Source organism: Neomoorella sulfitireducens, from assembly GCF_024733845.1.
In the GTDB taxonomy this organism is placed as follows: Bacteria; Bacillota; DSM-521; order Neomoorellales; family Neomoorellaceae; genus Neomoorella; species Neomoorella sulfitireducens.
This window is the reverse complement of the sequence record NZ_JANRHG010000016.1, coordinates 1-19,697: the sequence shown is the minus strand read 5'-3', so window position 1 is coordinate 19,697 and position 19,697 is coordinate 1. Positions and strand designations below refer to the sequence as shown.

The window sequence follows — 19,697 nt, the reverse complement described above, 5'->3', positions numbered from 1 at the left end:
TACATGTTGCATTTTTTTCGCTGGCTAAAACACCTTCTCTGGGAAGCCCCCTACCAGAACTTGTTCCTGGTAACCCTAGCCGCCGTTAATCTCCTGGGTTCGCTTTATGGTTACTACTGGTACCGGGAGCAGCTGGCTGAAACACCTTTAATATGGTGGCCCGTTACCCCCGATAGTCCCCTGGCCACCACCCTTTTTGGCCTGGCCATGATCCTGGCATATTGCCGCCGGGAAAGCGGCTTCCTGCGGGCGGTGGCAGCTGCGGCGGTCATAAAATACGGCCTGTGGGCAGTAATAATAATTAGTGACTACTGGCTATCCGGGGCCCCGGTGACGGTTGTAGAGACGGGCCTGTGGCTCTCCCACCTGGGTATGACGGTTGAAGGCTTTCTCTTCCTGCGCCACTGGCCGGTATCAATTTCCCAGTTTGTCCTGGTGGTCTTGTGGCTGGGGGTAAATGACTTTGTTGATTATAGGCTGGGATTGCACCCGTACCTCTTCAGTCCCGGACAGGAAAACCTGGCCCTGGTAACAGCTGTTGTTTTAAGCCTGGCTTTAAGCCTGTGGTACCTGTTCCGGGCAATAAATTGGCCCCGGAGGCAGGAAAAATAACGCGTGGGCACGAATAATATAAATTAAATAAATTGCAGGGGGTGGAGGAAAGCGGTGCGCGAACGCCTGGGCCTTAACCTGGAACAGACGCAAAAGCTAATTATGACACCGGAACTGCGCCAGGCCATTGTTGTCCTGCAACTCTCCACCCTGGAACTGGCTGCATATGTCCAGCAGGAACTGCAGGAAAACCCGCTGCTGGAGTTAAAAGATGAAGAAGACACTGCTCTCACCGATGAAGCGGCAGATGAGCACGAAGCCTTTGAAATTGACTGGCAGGAATATTTCCAGGACGGCAGTGACCTGGGTTATGTCAGGGTTCCCCGGGAAGAACGGCCGGAATGGAACTACCAGAACTTCCTGACCGGCCAGCCTACCCTGCAGGATCACCTGCTGATCCAGTTAAAAATAACGGCCTCAACAACCCGCGAGCTGGAGATCGGCACTTTCTTAATCGGCAATCTAGACGCCAATGGTTACCTGAAGATCAGTATCAGGGAAGCGGCTGCCTGTTTGAAGGTTTCTCCTGCAGCTGTGTGGCGGGTATTACAATTAATCCAGCGTTTTGACCCCCCGGGTGTAGGAGCCCGGAATCTTACGGAGTGTCTCCTGATCCAGATGCAGCAGCGGAAAGACGCTCCCCCGGCTGCAGAAAAAATTGTCCGCTATTTTTTAAATGATGTCGCCGCAGGACGCTTAAAGCGGGTTGCCCGGCGGTTAAATATGAGCCTGCCGGCAGTCCAGGAAGTAGTAGATTATATTCGTACCCTGGACCCCAAGCCCGGTCGCTCCTTTGGCGGCGGCGAAGAGAACCGCTATATTGTTCCCGACGTTATCATTGAACGGGTTGGTAAGGATTATGTTGTCCTGGTCAATGATCCGGCCATGCCCCGCCTGGGGATCAACCCCTTTTACCAGACGTTAATGCGCCAGGAGGGAAGTCTAGACCAGGCGACCCGGCGCTTTATAGAAAGCAAGCTCAACGCTGCGGCCTGGCTTATGCGCAGCCTGGAACAGCGCCGCCTGACCCTTTACCGGGTGGTAAACTGCCTGGTGCAGGAGCAGCGGGAATTCCTCGACAAAGGGTTAAAGTACCTGAAGCCCCTCACCATGCGCCAGGTAGCCGCCTCCTTAGGCATTCATGAATCTACCGTCAGCAGGGCGACGGCCAACAAGTATGTCCAGACGCCGTGGGGGGTATTTGAATTAAAGTTCTTCTTTGCCAGCGGGGTCGAAAAAAAAGGAGGCGCAGCCGCCGCCAAGAGTATCAAAAAAATAATTGCCGAAGCCATCAGCCGGGAGGATGCTACCAATCCCCTTACGGATCTTCAGTTGCAAGAAATGCTGCAGCAGCAGGGGATCAAGATTTCCCGGCGCACGGTGGCCAAGTACCGCGACGAGCAGGGTATACCTGCAGCAGCTAAGAGAAAACGTTATTAGACTTTCAGGGGGCAGATGCCCCCTGAAAAGGTAATTGTAGCTATTTTCAGAGGAGGATTTTGGTGATTGGTGTTGAATAGTGACCTAAGGTACAAGCCGCCGTTATTATAAATTCCCGGTGCCTATGGTATAATAACGATAGTTTGGCTGGAAAAATGGCAGGGAATTGATTGCTCCCCGGGGGCATCCTTGCTATAATAACAATACTTGAAGGAGGAATATACATATGGCAGTAAAGGTAGGTATTAACGGTTTCGGGCGCATTGGCCGCCTGGTATTCCGGGCTTCCCTGGAGAAACCCGAATTGGAAGTTGTTGCCATTAATGACATTACCGACGTCCAGACCAATGCCCACCTGTTGAAATATGATTCCGTCCACGGTCGCCTCAATGCCTCCGTCGAGGCGCGGGAAGACAGCATTGTTGTCAACGGCCGTGCCATTAAAGTTATAGCCGAACGGGATCCGGCCAAGCTCCCATGGAGGGATCTGGGCGTTGACATTGTCATTGAATCTACCGGCGTCTTCACGGATGCCACCAAGGCGGCAGCCCACCGCCAGGCGGGGGCCAAAAAGGTTATTATTACCGCCCCGGCCAAAAACGAGGACATCACCATCGTCATGGGCGTCAACAACGACAAGTATGATCCCGCCAGCCATCATATAGTCTCCAATGCTTCCTGTACTACCAACTGCCTGGCCCCGGTCGCCAAGGTCCTCCACGAAAATTTCACTATCCTGCGGGGCCTTATGACCACCGCCCATTCCTATACCAACGACCAGCGCATCCTCGACCTGACCCATAAAGACCTGCGGCGGGCCCGGGCCGGTGCCCTGTCCATCATTCCCACCACCACCGGTGCTGCCAAGGCTATCGGCCTGGTTTTACCCGAACTGAAGGGCAAACTCAACGGTTTGGCCATGCGGGTACCGACCCCCAACGTTTCCGTCGTAGACCTGGTAGTTGACCTGGAGAAACCGGCCACGGTGGAAAGCATTAATGCCGCCCTGAAGGCCGCCGCCGAAGGTCCCCTGCAGGGCATCCTGGGTTATTGTGAAGAACCCCTGGTTTCCCGCGACTTCAACGGCGACCCGCGTTCTTCCATTGTCGATGCCCTGTCCACCATGGTCATCGACGGCACCCTGGCGAAAGTTGTGGCCTGGTACGACAATGAATGGGCCTATTCCAAACGGGTCGTCGACCTGGCGGCTTTCATGGCTGCCAAAGGGCTGTAAAGGAACGGTCGCCGCAAGGCGGCCGTTTCGCATGCCGGGGCAATTAGGGTAACATAATGATTAAATAGATGGGCACAATTACCCCTCACCAGTGCCCGCCCCTCTCGGCGGGCGGCGCTCCCGACAGCGTATCATGAAAATGCAGGCTATGGCAATGGGCTGGAGGGTACAGGCGGAGGGCGACTTGGTTCGAGGCGTCTAGATACTTACGCGACGCCTTTGTGAGGCGGCGGTGAACGGGGGGGGATCGTAACGTAACTCAGGAACGAGAATTACCACGCCCCGTTTTGATTGATCAAAGAGATAAAGCCAAGCCACCCCCGCCGCCGAGCAAGGCTGAACGCTAAGTTTGCCAGCCGAGAACCACCGGAGACCGGAGCCTGTACCCCAATCCTGGAGTAGCAGGATTATAGCTTAACAAGTAATCACCATTTATAAAACCATATATCCCGAGGAGGTTTGACTGGTGGCCAAGTTAACCCTGAAAGACCTGGATCTCCAAAATAGACGCGTCCTGGTACGGGTCGACTTCAACGTACCCCTGGAGGCAGGCCGGGTAACGGACAACACCCGCATCCGGGCGGCCCTGCCCACCATCCAGTACCTCATTGACCGTGGCGCCCGGGTAATCCTCATGTCTCACCTGGGACGCCCCAAGGGTAAAGTCAAGGAAGAACTGCGCCTCGACCCGGTGGCTAAAGAACTGGAAGGCCTCCTGGGGCGGCCGGTACATAAGGTCAACGATTGTATTGGCCCGGAAGTAAAGGCCGCGGCAGCCGCTCTACAACCCGGCGAAGTCCTCCTCCTGGAAAACCTGCGTTTTCACCCGGAAGAAGAGAAAAACGACCCGGAGTTTGCCAGGAAGCTGGCCTCCCTGGCCGACCTTTACGTCAATGACGCCTTCGGCGCCGCCCACCGCGCCCATGCTTCCACCGAAGGCGTGGCCCACTACCTGCCGGCGGCGGCCGGTTTCCTGCTGCAGAAGGAAATCGAAACCCTGGGCAAAGCCCTGGCCGATCCGGAGAGGCCCTTTGTGGCCATTATCGGCGGGGCCAAGGTTTCCGATAAGATCAGTGTTATCCGTAACCTCCTCACCAAAGTCGATACCCTGATTATCGGCGGCGGCATGGCCAACACCTTCCTCAGGGCCAGGGGTTACTCCATGGGCAAATCCCTGGTGGAAGAGGATCAGGTCCCCCTGGCCCGGGAACTTATGGCCCAGGCCGAACGGCAGGGGGTAAAAATGCTGTTGCCCCGGGATCTGGTGGTGGCCCAGGAGTTCAAGGCCGACGCGCCCCACCAGGTAGTGGCCGCCAATGCCGTTCCCGACGGCTGGATGGCCCTGGACATCGGCCCCGAAACGGCGCGCGAGTACGCCAACGCCCTGAACGGTGCCCGCACCGTCGTCTGGAACGGGCCCATGGGTGTTTTTGAAATGGAGCCCTTTGCCCACGGTACCGAGGCCGTAGCCCGGGCCGTAGCGGCCGTGGACGGCATGACCATCGTCGGCGGGGGAGACTCGGTGGCCGCGGTAGAGAAGGTTGGTGTGGCAGGAAAAATAGGGCATATTTCCACCGGCGGCGGCGCCTCCCTGGAGTTCCTGGAAGGCAAGGCCCTTCCCGGGGTAGTAGCCCTGACGGAAAAACAGGCTGAGGAGTGATTGACTTGCGCCGACCCATTATTGCCGGCAACTGGAAGATGTATAATACTACGGAAAAGGCCAGGGAGCTGGTTACCCTGCTGCGGCCCCTGGTAGGAGCCACCGACGTGGAAGTGGTCGTCTGCCCGCCCTTCACGGCCATAGCGGCGGCAGTCAATGCCGCCGCCGGTTCCAACATTTCTGTCGGCGCCCAGGACCTCTTCTGGGAAGATTGGGGCGCCTATACCGGCGAAGTGTCCGGGCCAATGCTCAAAGAACTCGGCTGCCGCTATGTTATTATCGGCCACTCCGAGCGGCGCCAGTACTTTGGCGAGACCGACGCCACCGTCAATAAAAAGCTCCATGCCGCTTTGCGCCACGGCCTTGTACCCATCGTCTGCGTGGGTGAAACCCTGGCCGAAAGGGAGGCCGGTAACACCCTGGACGTAGTCGGCCGCCAGGTCCAGGAGGGTTTGCAGGGGCTGGCAGCGGATCAAGTTGAAACCCTGGTGGTGGCCTATGAGCCGGTGTGGGCCATTGGCACCGGCCGTACGGCTACGGCGGCCGACGCCCAGGAAGTCATCGCCTTTATCCGGGAGACTTTAAGGGCCATGTACGGTGAAAAGGCCCGGGCGACCCGCATCCAGTACGGCGGCAGCGTCAAGCCGGAAAATATCGCCGAACTTATGGCCCAGCCGGATATCGACGGTGCTCTGGTGGGGGGCGCCAGCCTGGACGCCGTATCCTTTGCCGCCATTGTCAATTACAAAGAACACTAGCATAAAAAGGGAGATTGTGTGGTCGGAGTGACGTCCATCCTGCAACTCCCCAAAAGAGCAGGGAACAGGAGAAGTTGTGTTGGTGAATAACAATCGTCCTTTAATGTTAATGATCCTCGACGGTTTCGGCCTGGGCCATCCGGGCGAAGGCAATGCCATCAGTCAGGGGCGTTTGCCCAATTACCGCCGCCTCATGGCCGCATATCCCCATACCCGCCTCCGGGCTTCCGGGGAAGCTGTGGGTCTGCCGGCGGGCCAGATGGGCAACTCCGAAGTTGGCCATCTGAATATCGGCGCCGGCCGTATAGTCTACCAGGAGTTGACCCGGATTTCCAGGGCCATTAAAGATGGTACCTTTTTTAGCAATGAAGTGCTCCTTAAAGCCGTTCGGGGGACGAGGGAACGGGGCGGCGCCCTGCACCTGATGGGCCTGGTTTCCGACGGCGGCGTCCACAGCCACCTGGAGCACCTGTATGCCCTCCTGGAACTGGCCCAAAGGGAGGGCCTGCAGCAGGTTTACATCCACGCCTTCCTGGACGGCCGCGATGTGCCCCCCGCCAGTGCCGCTGGGTACCTCAAGCAGGTGGAAGAAGAATGCCGGCGGTGGGGCATAGGGTCCATTGCCACCATCACGGGCCGTTACTATTCCATGGACCGGGACCGCCGCTGGGAGCGGACGGAAAAGGCCTACCGGGCCCTAGTGGCGGGAGAAGGGCACCCCTTCCCATCGGCGGCGGCGGCCATCCAGGCTTCTTATGACCGGGACATTACCGACGAATTTGTGGAACCGTCGGTAATAACCCGCCATGGCCGGCCCCTGGCCCAGGTCCGGGACAAGGACAGCGTGATTTTCTTTAACTTCCGCGCCGACCGGGCGCGCCAGCTGACCCGGGCCTTTGTCGACCGCGACTTTGAATCCTTTGACCGCCCCGGCGGCCGCCTGGATATCGACTTTGTCTGCCTGACCCAGTACGACGTCACCATCCCGGCGCCGGTGGCCTTCCCGCCCCAGGTTTTGACCAACGTCCTGGGCGAGGTCATCGCCAATAACGGGTTAAAGCAGCTACGCATTGCCGAGACGGAAAAGTACGCCCACGTCACCTTTTTCTTCAACGGCGGCGTGGAGGAGCCCTTCCCCGGCGAAGATCGCTTGCTTATTCCTTCGCCGAAAGTAGCAACCTATGATCAAAAACCGGCCATGAGCGCCCGGGAAGTGACGGACGCAGTCCTGGAACGCCTGGATAAATATGACTTTATTGTCCTGAATTTCGCCAACCCCGATATGGTCGGCCATACCGGCGACCTGGCGGCGGCCATTGCCGCGGTGGAAACGGTGGACGAGTGTCTGGGCCGCATCGCTGCGGCTATGGAAGAACGGCGGGCTCCCCTCCTGGTTACGGCCGACCACGGCAACGCCGAAGAGATGCGGGAACCCAACGGGGAGCCCCACACTGCCCACACCAGCAACCTGGTACCCTTTATCCTGGTCGACGCCGGCTACCGCAACGTTCATTTGCGGGAAGGGGCCCTGGAGGACGTAGCTCCGACGATCCTGGACATCCTGAGACTGCCCCGGCCGGCGGAGATGACGGGGAAGAGCTTGATAAAAAAATGCAGCTAGGAATAATTATTCCTGTGTGGCCGGCGCAAGTCAGGGTTAGTGGCGCGGCCGGTTTTTCCCTCGCATGCGCCTGGCTGATTCAAGCCATTGCAGCCCGGGAGAAGCAAAAGTGGAATAAAGGCCGGGCGTCGCGGTTGTTTAACAAATAGCGCAACCAAATTATGCACGGAGGTGTTGTCCGATGACCATTATCAACGACATTTATGCCCGGGAGATCCTTGACTCCCGCGGTAACCCCACAGTTGAAGTGGAGGTTTTCCTGGAAGGCGGCGGGTGGGGCCGGGCGGCCGTACCTTCGGGGGCTTCCACGGGGGCCTATGAAGCCGTAGAGCTCCGGGATAAAGATGAAAAGCGTTACTTTGGCAAAGGGGTCCTGGACGCCGTCAACAACGTCAATGCCATCATCGCCCCGGAACTGGTGGGCATGGATGCCCTGGACCAGCGGGAAGTGGACCGCCAGCTCATCGAGCTGGACGGTACCCCCAACAAGGGCAAGCTGGGGGCCAACGCCATCCTGGGAGTTTCCCTTGCCGTCGCTAAAGCGGCAGCCGATGCCCTGGGCCTGCCCCTGTACCGTTACCTGGGCGGGGTCAATGCCCATACCCTGCCGGTGCCCATGATGAACATTTTAAACGGCGGCAAGCACGCTGACAACAACGTCGACCTCCAGGAGTTTATGGTCATGCCCGCCGGCGCCGGCAGTTTTGCCGAAGCGCTCCGCATGGGCGCCGAGGTCTTCCACAGCCTGAAGGCCGTATTGAAAGGGAAAGGGCTGGGTACGGCCGTCGGCGATGAAGGCGGTTTTGCCCCTGATTTGCGTTCCAATGTGGAAGCCATCGAAGTCATCCTGGAGGCCATTACCAGAGCCGGCTACGAGCCGGGCAAGGACTGCTTCATCGCCCTGGACCCGGCCGCCACGGAACTTTATAAGGACGGGAAATACGTCTTCGCCGGCGAAGGCGTCACCCGCACCAGTGCGGAGATGATTGACTTCTACGCCGGCCTGGTAGAGAAGTACCCCATTATCTCTATTGAGGACGGCCTGGCCGAGGACGACTGGGAGGGCTGGCAGGAGCTTACCAAACGGCTGGGCCATAAAGTCCAGCTGGTGGGCGACGACCTCTTTGTCACCAATACGGAACGCCTGGGCCGCGGCATAAAGATGGGGGCGGCCAATGCCATCCTTATCAAAGTCAACCAGATCGGCACCCTGACGGAAACCCTGGAAGCTATTGAGATGGCCAAAAAGGCGGGCTATACGGCCGTTGTCTCCCATCGGTCCGGGGAAACGGAGGATACCACCATCGCCGACATCGTGGTGGCCGTAAACGCCGGCCAGATCAAGACCGGCGCCCCCTCCCGGACCGACCGGGTGGCCAAGTACAACCAGCTCCTGCGCATTGAAGAAGAGCTGGACGCCGCCGCCCTCTACCCGGGCTTGAAGGCCTTCTACAACCTGAAGAAATAGTTTAGTCAAATCAAAACCCCGGCGGGCAATCTGCCGGGGTTAATCATTACGGTGTTCTCAAAACCATCCCTTGCGCCGGAAGAAAAAGAGCATCACTGCCGCCAGGAGGGCCATTACCCCCAGGACGGTAAAATAGCCGTAGCGCCATTCCAGCTCCGGCATGTAGCGGAAATTCATACCGTAAATGCCGGCGATGAGGGTTAAAGGCATCATGATGGTGGTGATTACCGTCAGGACCTTCATGATCTCGTTCAGGCGATTGGAGGTCAGGGAAAGATAGATTTCCAGGGTGGAACTGGCCAGGTCATGAAAGGTTTCCACCTGGTCCATAAGGCGTAGCATTTCATTGTAGATATCCAGGAAAAAGACCCGGTTTTCCGGCTTTACCAGCTTGAACTCGGGATAGGCCAGGAGGTTCAAAATATCCCGCTGGGCGCCGAGAATTTTGCGCAGCTTAATGGCCTGGCGCCTCAAGGTGAATACTTGATTGAGGATCTGACGGTTAGGGCGGCGGAAGACTTCCTCTTCCAGGTATTCGATTTTGCCTTCAGTACGGTCGAAAAAGGCAAAAAAGGTATCCGACAGGGGTTCGAGCAGGCTGTAAAGGATAAAGTCGGTGCCCTTCTGGAAAAGCTGCGGGTCCCGGCGGTACTGGTGCCAGAGTTTAGTTACGAACTCCAGTTCTTCCTGGTGGACGGTAACTATGAACCTTGGCCCCAGGAAGACGTTCAGGGTTGCCGTCAGGGAGCGCTGGCCGGGCTTGACCAGGCGCAGGGTGAGGAAGGCGTATTCATCATACTGGGCGATCCCGGGACGATAATGGGGGTGACGGCAGTCTTTTACGGACAGGGGGTGAAAGTGGAAAAGATCTGTCAAAAGGTCCAGTTCCGCCGGTGTCGGTTGTACCAGGTCCAGCCAGGTATAAGCCTCGCTGATGCGGGGTTGAAAGTCCTCCGGCACCTCTTCTTTAAGTCCCCGGGCCGGGTAAAAAATTAAGACGTGTTTCATACCAGTCACCCCTGGACAGGGATTCGGCTTTAGTTTACCATTAGATATGCATTTCAATGATACCCCACAGGACTACCAGGGAAATGGAGAGGTCAAATGACGGCCATCTACATCGGCACTTCCGGCTACAGCTACCGCGACTGGCTGGGCCATTTCTACCCGCCGGGTTTGGCGGCGAAGGATATGCTCCCTTATTATGCCCGGGAGTTTAACTTTACCGAAATAAATTCCACCTATTACGCCCTGCCGCGGCCCCAGAACCTGGAGCAAATGGCCCGCAAGGTGCCGGAAGGGTTTATTTTTACCGTGAAAGCCTATCGCACCCTGACCCATGAACGGGGTGACAGCCTGTACGGTGACGGCCGGCAACTGCGCCAGGCCCTCCAGCCCCTGATTGACAGGGGGCGGCTAGGGGCCGTCCTGCTCCAGTTTCCCTTTTCTTTCCGCAATAACCAGGCCAACCGCGAGCATTTAACCAGGCTGAAAGAACTTTTACCCGATGTCCCCCTGGTGGTAGAATTTCGCCACAACAGCTGGGTGAATGACGCCGTCTGGGATTTCTTACAGCGTCACGAACTGGCCTATACCTGTGTTGATGAGCCGGGTCTGCCGGGGCTGGTGGGGCCGGTGGTCCGCTGTACGGCGGCAGTGGCTTACGTTCGTTTTCACGGCCGCAATGCGGAGCGGTGGTGGCGGCATGACGAAGCCTACGAACGCTATGATTACCTTTATAATGAAGCCGAACTGAAAGGGTGGCTGCCGGGCATAGCTTACCTGGCCGGGCAGGCCGAACGGGTCTTTGTGGCCTTTAACAACCATTATCACTCCCAGGCGGTAACCAATGCCAGGATGTTGAAGGAATTGCTGGCCGGGGCTTAAAGGGTGTAGCTAAAAAGCCGTCACACTGGCCCGCCGTGAAGGGTTAAACCGCCCCGGGGGTATAAAAAAAGTGCCTTCCGGCACTAATCGTTAATGGATATAAAATCTTTACAATACCCATCCCCGTTGCGGGGTGGGTAAAGGCGACCGCAGTATTTGTTGTCTAAACAATAGATGCATTCTGTCATTTCGCACGGCACTATACTACCGGTGGGAGGAGCAGTCATAACCTTTTTTCCTTCGCCGGTGATTTCTTTTACCCAATTATCATAAACCTCCTGGAACATCGCCATCGTCTCCTTCCCATCCCGTCCCGAGAATATTGTATCATGTATACATTAAATTCCCCAAGGACTATTTCAGACTATTTTGCCATGATTTCACTGTTTTCCGGCCTGTGGTTTGAGGTTTTGGACGCGCAGGAAGATTTACGTTTTTCCTTGCTTTACAGGGCTATTATTTGTTAAAATTATGACGTCACGGCAGGTAGGCAGGAGGTGAAGCTGTTGCTGTATAACATTATCCTGGTTATTGATATACTGGTGGCCCTCGGGCTGATTGCCACGGTCCTTTTGCAGTCCGGCCGCAGCGCCGGTATTTCAGGTGCCATTGCCGGGGGCGCGGAAGCGATTTTTGGCAAGAAAAAAGGGCTCGATACCTTTCTTAACAAGGTTTCAGCTGTACTGGCCGGTTTATTCTTGCTATTGACCCTGATCCTCTCGGTTTTTTAATTGGCACCGGTATAATTTTCATAAAGTACATCCTTTAAAAATGTAATGGGCGGCAGCGCCCAATTTTTTTCATGGAGGTTGAGTTTGATGACCCGGCAGGAAGCACTGCAGTTATTGGCAAAACACGTGAAAAATCAAAACCTGCGCAAGCACTGCCTCGCCGTGGAAGCAGTAATGCGGGCCCTGGCCAGGCACTTCGGCGAGGATGAGGAAAAATGGAGCCTGGCCGGTTTGCTCCATGATATCGACTACGAAAGCACCAAAGACGCTCCCCACCGGCACAGCCTGGTGGGGGCGGAAATGCTGGCCCGGGAAGGCCTGCCGGAAGAAGTGGTATATGCCGTTAAAGCCCATAACGGGCACCACGGCCTGGCCAGGACGGACTTGATGAGCAAGGCCCTGTATGCTACCGACCCCCTGACGGGCTTAATTGTAGCTGCGGCCCTCATTCGCCCCGAAAAAAAGCTGGCCATCATAGACGTTCCTTTCTTAATGAACCGTTACCACGAGAAATCCTTTGCCCGGGGGGCCAGCCGGGAAACTATAGCTGCCTGCAGCGAGCTTGGTCTCTCCTTGGAAGACTTCATGCATATCGGCCTGGAAGCCATGCAGGCAATTGCCGGCGAGCTGGGCCTTTAGACATGATACCCGGTAAACAACCGGGTATCTTTTTACCTGGGCGGCAGGAATAATATAGTGAGACGTTATCATCAACTTAAAAATTGAGAAAGGAAACCTTTATGGATAGAGAAGAATTACTGTCCCTCATGCGTACCCGTTCTTACCGGCCCATGACGGCGGCCGAGCTCCTGGATGCCCTGGGAGTAGAGGATGAGGAAGCCTTCCGGGAGTTGTTAAAGACCCTGGAGCAAGAAGGTTATATCGTCCGTACCCGCAAGGATAAATACGGCTTGCCGGAAAAGATGGGACTGGCCAGCGGCTTTCTCCAGGCTTCACCCAGGGGTTATGCCTTTGTCGTACCCCGGGAAAGGGAGCAGGCCGATGTTTATATCAGTGCCCTTAACCTCAACGGGGCCATGCACGGGGACCTCGTCCTGGCCAGGATTTTACCCGGCACTATGGGACGCCGCCAGGAGGGAGAGATCATCCGCGTCCTGCAGCGGGCCAACAGAAGGGTGGTGGGAACCTTTACCTCTACCCGGCACTTAAGTTTTGTGGTGCCCGATGACCCCCGCCTGCACCAGGACATTTTAATCGCCCCGGATAATTCTCTCGGGGCCAGGGAAAAGGATAAGGTCGTCGTAGAGATTACCCGCTGGCCGGAGACCCGGCGCAACCCTGAAGGCCGGGTGGTGGAAATCCTTGGCCAGGTGGGCCGGCCGGGAGTAGATGTTTTAAGCATAATCAAAAAGTACGACCTGGAACCTGAATTTCCTCCTGAGGTTTTACGCGAAGCCGACGGTTTAAGCAAGAATTTTAGTACCCGGGAGCTGGCCGGGCGCCGGGACCTGCGGGAGTGGCGCCTGGTAACCATTGATGGGGCCGATGCCCGCGACCTGGATGACGCCGTGTCCCTGGAGCTTTTGCCAGGCGGTAATTATCTCCTGGGGGTACATATTGCCGATGTCAGCTTCTACGTCCGGGAAGGCAGCGCCCTGGACCGGGAGGCTTTTAACCGGGGTACGAGCGTCTACTTTGTGGACCGGGTGATCCCCATGCTACCGCCCCGGTTATCAAATGATATCTGTTCGTTAAATGCCGGCGAAGACCGCCTGGCAATAACGGCCCTGATGACCATCACGCCGCGGGGCACAGTGAAAAGTTACGAGCTTTTCCCCTCAATTATCCGCGTGCGCGAGCGTATGACCTATGACGCCGTCCGGCGCATCCTGGATGATGGCGACCCGGAACTCCAGGAACGTTACCGGGAGCTGGTGCCGGATTTCCGGCTTATGGCCAGGCTGGCGGCAGTTTTAAGGCAGCGGCGGGAAAAGCGGGGTGCTATTGATTTTGATTTCCCGGAGGCCAAGGTAGAACTTGACGACCAGGGGCTGCCGGTGGCCATTATCCCGCGCCGGCGTTCGGTGGCCGAAGGGATTATCGAAGAATTTATGATTGCCGCCAATGAAGTGGTGGCCAGGCACCTGTACGAACTGGCCGTCCCTGCCGTTTACCGTATCCACGAAGAACCGGCGCCGGATAAGATGGAAGAGCTAAATAAATTCCTGGGTTACTTCGGGGTGCAGGTCCGCCCCAACAGGGAGGGGCGCGTTAAACCGGCTGCTTTCCAGGAAATACTGGTTAACTTCAAGGGGCGGCCCGAGGAGCGGGTAATCAGCACCGTCTTGCTGCGTTCTATGATGCATGCCCGTTACGCCGGCCAGTGCCTGGGTCACTTTGGCCTGGCCTCGCCTTTCTACTGCCATTTCACCTCGCCCATCCGCCGCTACCCGGACCTGGTGGTGCACCGCATTTTGCGAGAAACCTGGTCCCCGGCCGGGTTAACGCCGCAACGCCTGGCGGAACTCGAGGCTTTTGTAGCCCGGGCTGCGGCCCGTGCTTCAGAAAGGGAAAAGATGGCAGAGGAAGCCGAGCGGGAAGCCCTGGATATGAAGAAGGTACAGTACATGGAACGCCATATCGGTGAAATTTTTTCCGGCGTTATCAGCGGCGTGGTTCCTTACGGCTTTTTTGTGGAACTGGAAAATACCGTTGAAGGCCTGGTGCATGTATCGACCCTGGCTGATGACTATTACCATTATCAAGAGGAACAGCTTGCCCTGGTGGGAGAACATACCGGCAGGGTATTCCGCATTGGCTTGCCGGTAGAAGTGCTGGTGGCCAGGGCTAATGTGGAGGCCCGGCAGGTTGACTTTGAGCTGGTCAAAGCGGAGGACATGACCGCAAAGGGGCAGGGGACAGCAGCTTCACAAAAAGGCATTAAGAAGGTGAAAAAGAGCCGAAAGAAAACTGTTGCTGGAGGAGACAGGGCCAGGCGCAAGGTTAGCGGGCAGAGGGGGCGTAAACGGAATAAAGATTCCCGGGGACGTTCATAATAGCCGTAGACATATCTGCAGTAAAGGAGGCATGGTTATGCCCCGTCGGGTAGCAGTGGAAAAGAATCTCAGCGCCATCGGTGATCACCTGGCACAAAACGGCATCGAAGTCGAGCGGGTGGATAGGGGTGATCTGACGCCGTCGCGGTTGCAGGGATACGGGGCCGTCGTTGTGAGCGGGCAGGCAACCAATTTTTTGGGCATGGAAGATATAAAAGCTGATATCCCGGTGATTGAAGCTGCAGGCAGGACGGCGGATGAAATTACGGCTATGGTAAAAGAGCGCCTGCAATTGCAAGGTTAAGCAGGAACTGGCGGCCCTTGACGTTACCCCTGGCCGGTGTGATATAATAAACACGCGGGAGAGCGGGAGTGAACTCGATGGGCCGCCAGGTAAAAATTGTGACGGACAATCGTCGTGCCCGTCACGATTATTTTATCTTAGAGACCTATGAAGCAGGTATTGCCCTTACCGGCACGGAAGTTAAATCCCTGCGCAACGGTAAGGCCAATATCAAGGACAGCTATGCCCGGGTCGAAAACGGTGAGCTAATTCTTCACGATATGCACATCAGCCCTTATGAACAGGGGAACCGTTTTAACCACGAACCACGGCGGCCGAGGCGCCTGCTCATGCACCGTTATGAGATCCAGCGCCTGTACGGCAAGATCAGGGAAAAGGGTTTGACCCTGATACCGTTAAAGGTGTATTTCAATGAACGCGGCCGGGCCAAGGTAGAGCTGGGCCTGGCCAAAGGCAAGCGCCTTTACGACAAAAGGGAAGATATCGCCGCCCGCGATGCCCAGCGGGAAATCGCTAAAGCTTTCCGTGAACGGCAAAAGTTTTAATATGGGGGCGTAATGGTTTCGACGGGGGTGGCATTGGCAGTAGTAGCCAGGCGAGATCCCACCGGCTCGTTAAACGGTGGAACGGCTATAAGTGCCGAAGATAATTTAGCTCTGGCTGCTTAATTTAAGCGGCCCATCCGCCTGGTCCCGGCCTGCGGGGACCAGTACCGGGTGTCAAAGCTAGCAGGCTACCGGCAGGGCCCCGGCCTGGGGGCCTCAAGGGAATTTCCAATCAGGCTGGCCTGAGGGCATCCGGTTTCCGGGAGGCCCGAGGGCGAGACGCAAAACGGAAACTATCCTGGTAGAAGCTACTGTGGGTGCACCTTCGGACGGGGGTTCGACTCCCCCCGCCTCCACCACCAGACCACAAATTAAAGTTTAGAGGCCTTTCGCAACCGGAAAGGGAAAAAAGAAACCCGGCTCTTAATAAAGTAATAAAGCCGGGTTTTCTTTATTGGTATTTGCGGAAATTATCATCATTTATGCGTTAATATTAGTCGGCGCCGATGGCCTGGCGTTTTTAGCCATGCCCCAGATCAGGGCGATAATGCCCATTATCGCAAACAGGATAGCACCGGTTATAAAGGCAAACATGTTGACGTCAGAACTCATTAAAGCCGATACGGGAGTTATGATGTATGGGCATAAAAACGAACCCAGATTCTGGCCGGCTACCACAAAGGAAGTGGCCAGGGGTACGGCAATAGGCTTCACCGACATAGAGGTACCAACCATAATGCTGGCAAAAACCGTGGTTACCGAAAAACCATAAATCAGGCTTCCCAGGTACACCATGAAAATATTGGGCGCAAAAGCTATGATCAGATATGATACAACACCTATGAACAGCCCCACAGCCAGGCTGGTATTTTTGGCCCACTGGGCCAGCCTGCCGTATACGAGGCCCATCAAAAAGCCGCCGATGGCGAACAGCATGGTTGCCTGCCCGGCCTGGGCGGCAGTTCCGAGATTATGGTCAGCTACAAAGAAGGCCAGGTATGTCGCCAGGATCAACCCGCTGATGAAGAAGATAAGCATGGTCAGCGCCCAGCCATAGGCGGCACCGGTAAGTTCGACTTTTTCGGCAGGCCCGCCTTCAGCGCCGGCACCTTTGATAGGCCTGGTATGGGGTAAAAACACCGCCACGCAGAACAGGGAGATGAGGGCGATAAGATGGACATAGAAGGTGATATTCCAGCCCATCATGGCCAGATACCCGCTGGCAAAAACCATTACAGCACAGCCGATCATCTGGGCCGAACTCAGCTGGCCCATGACATTCGAACGCTCGTCGCCTTCAAAGTACGCCGCGACCATAGCCGGGCAAAGTACCTGTACCGTCCCTATGCCAACGCCCAGTATAGCTCTGCACACCAGTATCAGGGTGAAGGAAGTGAGGAAAGCCGGCACAACTCCTCCAACCAGGAAGCATAGTATACCCAATAAAACCAGCGTCTTCATCGAAATGTATTCCTGCAGCTTGCCTACTATAGGAGTAACTATGATGATTATAATGCAGGGGAGGGTTATTAGGAGCTGGATGGAAAGCTGGGATACTTCGGTGAAATGCTGGGCAATTACCGACAGCCCGCTGGCAATAGCCATAATGCCCATCATTAATATGCCAACACTTAATATGGCCAATTTGATTTTACCCTCTGACTGTTTCATGACAACAGGCTCCTTTCCCTTTTTAATTACCGAACAGGGCATTGAGCATCTCTACTGTTTTGGCCGCCGTATCTCCTACAACTTTGGAACAACGGTCTTTTTGTATCTCCGAACGAATACTTTCTTTCGTTTCCGCTCCCCACTTAAACAGCGAGTCGCTACAAAGGGGCGAATAGGCCACAGTTCTAACCCTGGTTTCATATTTACAGTAAGCTTCATGCTTATCGCTGGGAAAAGCAAATCCCGTGTACCATATTATGAGTTCCCGGAAGACCTTGAAATAATCCTTGCACACCAAAGCGATTATAGCCCCGCTGCCGTTCAAAGCCCCGCATAAGCTTCCCCACCCGACACCTCCTCCGGCGCCGTAACGGAACATGTCGGCCGGGATGCAGGTATAGGGAAAGCCGATTTCTTCCTGTAGGGTAAGAAGCAGGGCGGCGCCACTTCCATACATACAGTTGTCGGCTTCAAAGCAAAGCTCATATCCCCTCCTGCGAACGACTTCTGGATCAAGCTTTTTGTAAGGCCAGGGCAAAGGCGGCACCACCAAACCTGTCCCTTGCGGGGACGGGACGGTCACTCGTTCTCCATTTAATACCATTATTCCACTTTTATTATTGTCCGTCATGGTGTTCCCTCCCCCCAAAAAAGTTGCTAATGCGGCCTTGGTTTTGATACGGTAAACTCACAGGCTTCTTTTACCTATCCCTGTAACCACCTCCTTACGTCATGAAGGTTCACGTTTTCCGGAAGCAGCGAAACTATAAAAACGCTATCCCTTCACAATATTCCGCCATTTGAAGGAATGGCGTGCCTTTTGATAAACACCCCCATTCTTTTAAGTTGTTCTATTCCAACTACCACATCAATAAGCAGGACGTATTGCCGCATCTTCGCTTGCAAGAACCGAGCCTAAGATACCCCATATTGCCGGGGAATGAAGTAACAAGGTAAGCCAGGGGTTTCCTTGACCTTCTTATATGCAATTACCATGCCAGTCTATAGATGAAAAGGGAAGCAACCCTGTTCCGGTTGCTCAGTCCAAGGGTGGTACTTCCTGAGCAACATTATCTCTAAAGATAAACTGACGATGGTGCCATTTATGGTACAATGCCCTCCGGGGTAAACCGGTTCACATATGCCGGTGCCTCATGACCTGTATATTTATAGTTTTTCCGGGGAAAATATCCTTGAGGTGATGGAAAATGGTTTTAGAAGGTCTGGCAGGACCTATTATTTTCCTGGGCGGCTTGATACTCATGTTACTGGTCGTGCCCTGGGAGCGAGTCAAGGAACTGGCCTTAATCGGCCTGGTAGGCGGATTGGTCCTGGCTTTCCTGGTAATTTACCTGATGCAAAATTACTTGGGTTTCTGGGCTTTTCGCCGTGTCGATCTGATCGGCATCGGCGGCATACCCCTTTTCCTCGCGGCAAGCTGGTTCCCGCTGGTAATTACCTTCAGCCATCTCCTGGCCCAGTACAGGAGCCTCTTGCCGGTGGTGCTTGTACTGCTGGCCTTTCCATTGGGCGCCACCTTGATCCACCTGCTCCTGCGGGCTAACGGTATGCTATTTTATTACAACTGGAACCTGCCCTTGACTTTCATTCTCTCCCTGGGTATCCATCTTGTGATTATGCTTTATCTTTATGCAACGGGGCGTTTGGAGAACTTGCGTGGGCTTACCCAAAGGCCAACAGAAACTTAAAAAGTCAGGACGGCAAATAAGCCAGCCCGGAAATCAGGCTGGCTTATTTCATTATCCCGGGTTTTCGCACCCTTAAAGGGCCTTTCCCGGTAACCTGGCGGTGATTGCTTCCCGGCCCGTGCGTTCTAACAGCTGGCCCAGGCGTTCCCCTTTGCGGCCGTGGTCCATGAAAAATCTGACTGCCGTTTCCAGGGCTATCAGCACCAGGTTTTCTTCTGCTCCTTCAAGGATGGTTTCAGCGAGCCTGGGATGCCGTCCCAGCTTTCCCCCTATCAGCACCCGGTAACCTTTTACTTTTTCTTTGATGGCTCCTGTTGGACATACCCGCAGGCAATCACCGCACCCCAGGCACCTGGTATAATCAAAGGCGGGACCTCCCGGTTCAAGCCGGACGGCATTTTCCTGGCATTTTTCAACGCACAGGCTGCAGCCGCTGCAATGGTCGTCTCCCCGGCCCGGGAAAGACTGGCCTATTACCCCGAAGTCGGCGATCTGCGGTTGAGAGCAGGCATTGGGGCAGCCGGCTACGACTACCTTAAACCTGTGGTGAAACAGCACCGGCCCGTCGATCCGGCCTGCCAGGTGCTGGTCAAGCCCTGAAGTTTCCAGAATACGGGCCAGGGCTCGGGCGATGGCCGCGTCGTTGATTAAAGTTAACGGGCAGCCGGTAGCACCCCCGCATACCTTTACTTCATGGTAACGGGTTTTAAGGCCCTCCATGACCAGGCCCTTTTCTACAAGGTTCTCGATGCGTGCCAGTTCCTGGGACGACAGGCTGCCGGCCGGAGTTTCCAGGGTGGCTTCTGCCGGTCCTGAAGGGTCACCTCCCTGCCCTGTCGTTTGCTTTATTTCCGGGCGTTTTCCTCCTACCAGGGCCCGGCGGGCTGCCGCTACATCTTCACCGGTTACTACCCGGCCGGCTTTTTCCCGCACATAATCCTCAATCTGTTTTTTTACCTTCTTTCGTATAAAAAGCGGTACCCTTTCCAACCTGGCCAGGGCATCCGGTTCCCATTCCATTGGACATTCCTCCCGCTACA

The 19,697-nt window shown here is 55.7% G+C and carries 20 protein-coding genes and 1 other RNA gene; 16 read left to right on the top strand and 5 right to left on the bottom strand.

Going from position 1 to position 19,697, the window contains the following annotated elements; all coding sequences use genetic code 11:
• Window positions 1-3: 3 nt before the first annotated feature.
• The 8 genes from NWF31_RS12910 (at window position 4) to eno (ending at window position 8,793) form a co-directional block, all read left to right on the top strand.
• Window positions 4-612: a DUF1405 domain-containing protein gene (locus NWF31_RS12910; RefSeq protein WP_258360920.1), complete on the top strand. Its 609-nt coding sequence runs from the start codon at window positions 4-6 to the stop codon at window positions 610-612.
• A 54-nt stretch (window positions 613-666) separates the two neighbouring features.
• Entirely contained in the window at window positions 667-2,052 is a 1,386-nt protein-coding gene (rpoN, locus tag NWF31_RS12905; RefSeq protein ID WP_258360919.1) for an RNA polymerase factor sigma-54, read from the top strand.
• Between the two features lie 226 nt (window positions 2,053-2,278).
• The gene (gap, locus tag NWF31_RS12900) at window positions 2,279-3,286 is read left to right on the top strand and encodes a type I glyceraldehyde-3-phosphate dehydrogenase (protein ID WP_258360918.1); all 1,008 of its coding nucleotides are present in this window, start codon (window positions 2,279-2,281) and stop codon (window positions 3,284-3,286) included.
• Between the two features lie 466 nt (window positions 3,287-3,752).
• Window positions 3,753-4,946, top strand: coding sequence for a phosphoglycerate kinase (locus NWF31_RS12895; protein ID WP_258360917.1), 1,194 nt, complete (start codon window positions 3,753-3,755; stop codon window positions 4,944-4,946).
• Window positions 4,947-4,951: 5 nt separating this feature from the next.
• On the top strand, window positions 4,952-5,704 hold the full coding sequence (gene tpiA / locus NWF31_RS12890; protein ID WP_258360916.1) for a triose-phosphate isomerase: 753 nt from the start codon (window positions 4,952-4,954) through the stop codon (window positions 5,702-5,704).
• A gap of 103 nt (window positions 5,705-5,807) precedes the next feature.
• Window positions 5,808-7,325 (top strand): 2,3-bisphosphoglycerate-independent phosphoglycerate mutase, encoded by a 1,518-nt coding sequence (gene gpmI, locus NWF31_RS12885; RefSeq protein ID WP_258360952.1) that lies wholly within the window; start codon window positions 5,808-5,810, stop codon window positions 7,323-7,325.
• Window positions 7,316-7,474 carry a hypothetical protein gene (locus NWF31_RS12880; protein ID WP_258360915.1) on the top strand — a complete coding sequence of 53 codons (159 nt, stop codon included), beginning with the start codon at window positions 7,316-7,318 and terminating at the stop codon, window positions 7,472-7,474. The genes gpmI and NWF31_RS12880 overlap by 10 nt, the downstream gene beginning before the upstream one ends.
• A gap of 32 nt (window positions 7,475-7,506) precedes the next feature.
• Window positions 7,507-8,793, top strand: coding sequence for a phosphopyruvate hydratase (gene eno, locus NWF31_RS12875; RefSeq protein ID WP_258360914.1), 1,287 nt, complete (start codon window positions 7,507-7,509; stop codon window positions 8,791-8,793).
• Window positions 8,794-8,850: 57 nt separating this feature from the next.
• Here eno and corA read toward each other — a convergent pair whose 3' ends face one another.
• The gene (gene corA, locus NWF31_RS12870) at window positions 8,851-9,801 is read right to left on the bottom strand and encodes a magnesium/cobalt transporter CorA (RefSeq protein WP_258360913.1); all 951 of its coding nucleotides are present in this window, start codon (window positions 9,799-9,801) and stop codon (window positions 8,851-8,853) included.
• A gap of 96 nt (window positions 9,802-9,897) precedes the next feature.
• Between corA and NWF31_RS12865 the strand changes: the two genes are divergently transcribed.
• Complete coding sequence (locus NWF31_RS12865) at window positions 9,898-10,680, top strand: DUF72 domain-containing protein (RefSeq protein ID WP_258360912.1); 783 nt, start codon at window positions 9,898-9,900, stop codon at window positions 10,678-10,680.
• 83 nt (window positions 10,681-10,763) lie between these two features.
• Here the strand turns inward: NWF31_RS12865 and NWF31_RS12860 are convergent, their stop codons facing one another.
• Window positions 10,764-10,973 (bottom strand): hypothetical protein, encoded by a 210-nt coding sequence (locus tag NWF31_RS12860; RefSeq protein ID WP_258360911.1) that lies wholly within the window; start codon window positions 10,971-10,973, stop codon window positions 10,764-10,766.
• 213 nt (window positions 10,974-11,186) lie between these two features.
• Here NWF31_RS12860 and secG point away from each other — a divergent pair, with 213 nt between their 5' ends.
• The 6 genes from secG to ssrA all read left to right on the top strand — a co-directional run bounded on the left by secG (window position 11,187) and on the right by ssrA (window position 15,636).
• Window positions 11,187-11,411 (top strand): preprotein translocase subunit SecG, encoded by a 225-nt coding sequence (gene secG / locus NWF31_RS12855; protein ID WP_277999030.1) that lies wholly within the window; start codon window positions 11,187-11,189, stop codon window positions 11,409-11,411.
• 87 nt (window positions 11,412-11,498) lie between these two features.
• The gene (locus NWF31_RS12850; RefSeq protein WP_258360909.1) at window positions 11,499-12,050 is read left to right on the top strand and encodes an HDIG domain-containing metalloprotein; all 552 of its coding nucleotides are present in this window, start codon (window positions 11,499-11,501) and stop codon (window positions 12,048-12,050) included.
• A gap of 101 nt (window positions 12,051-12,151) precedes the next feature.
• Window positions 12,152-14,428: a ribonuclease R gene (gene rnr, locus NWF31_RS12845; protein WP_258360908.1), complete on the top strand. Its 2,277-nt coding sequence runs from the start codon at window positions 12,152-12,154 to the stop codon at window positions 14,426-14,428.
• Between the two features lie 37 nt (window positions 14,429-14,465).
• Window positions 14,466-14,732, top strand: coding sequence for a YkuS family protein (locus NWF31_RS12840; protein WP_258360907.1), 267 nt, complete (start codon window positions 14,466-14,468; stop codon window positions 14,730-14,732).
• 77 nt (window positions 14,733-14,809) lie between these two features.
• Entirely contained in the window at window positions 14,810-15,277 is a 468-nt protein-coding gene (smpB, locus tag NWF31_RS12835; RefSeq protein ID WP_258360951.1) for an SsrA-binding protein SmpB, read from the top strand.
• Window positions 15,278-15,280: 3 nt separating this feature from the next.
• Window positions 15,281-15,636, top strand: a transfer-messenger RNA (tmRNA) gene (gene ssrA / locus NWF31_RS12830).
• 121 nt (window positions 15,637-15,757) lie between these two features.
• On the opposite strand, the gene NWF31_RS12825 is transcribed toward ssrA, so the two are convergent.
• Complete coding sequence (locus NWF31_RS12825) at window positions 15,758-16,948, bottom strand: MFS transporter (protein WP_258360906.1); 1,191 nt, start codon at window positions 16,946-16,948, stop codon at window positions 15,758-15,760.
• 22 nt (window positions 16,949-16,970) lie between these two features.
• Window positions 16,971-17,579, bottom strand: a complete 609-nt coding sequence (locus NWF31_RS12820) for a C-GCAxxG-C-C family protein (protein ID WP_258360905.1) — start codon at window positions 17,577-17,579, stop codon at window positions 16,971-16,973.
• Window positions 17,580-18,156: 577 nt separating this feature from the next.
• Here NWF31_RS12820 and NWF31_RS12815 point away from each other — a divergent pair.
• The gene (locus NWF31_RS12815) at window positions 18,157-18,657 is read left to right on the top strand and encodes a hypothetical protein (RefSeq protein WP_258360904.1); all 501 of its coding nucleotides are present in this window, start codon (window positions 18,157-18,159) and stop codon (window positions 18,655-18,657) included.
• Window positions 18,658-18,729: 72 nt separating this feature from the next.
• Here the strand turns inward: NWF31_RS12815 and NWF31_RS12810 are convergent, their stop codons facing one another.
• Window positions 18,730-19,677 carry a 4Fe-4S binding protein gene (locus tag NWF31_RS12810; RefSeq protein WP_258360903.1) on the bottom strand — a complete coding sequence of 316 codons (948 nt, stop codon included), beginning with the start codon at window positions 19,675-19,677 and terminating at the stop codon, window positions 18,730-18,732.
• Between the last annotated feature and the right edge of the window lie 20 nt (window positions 19,678-19,697).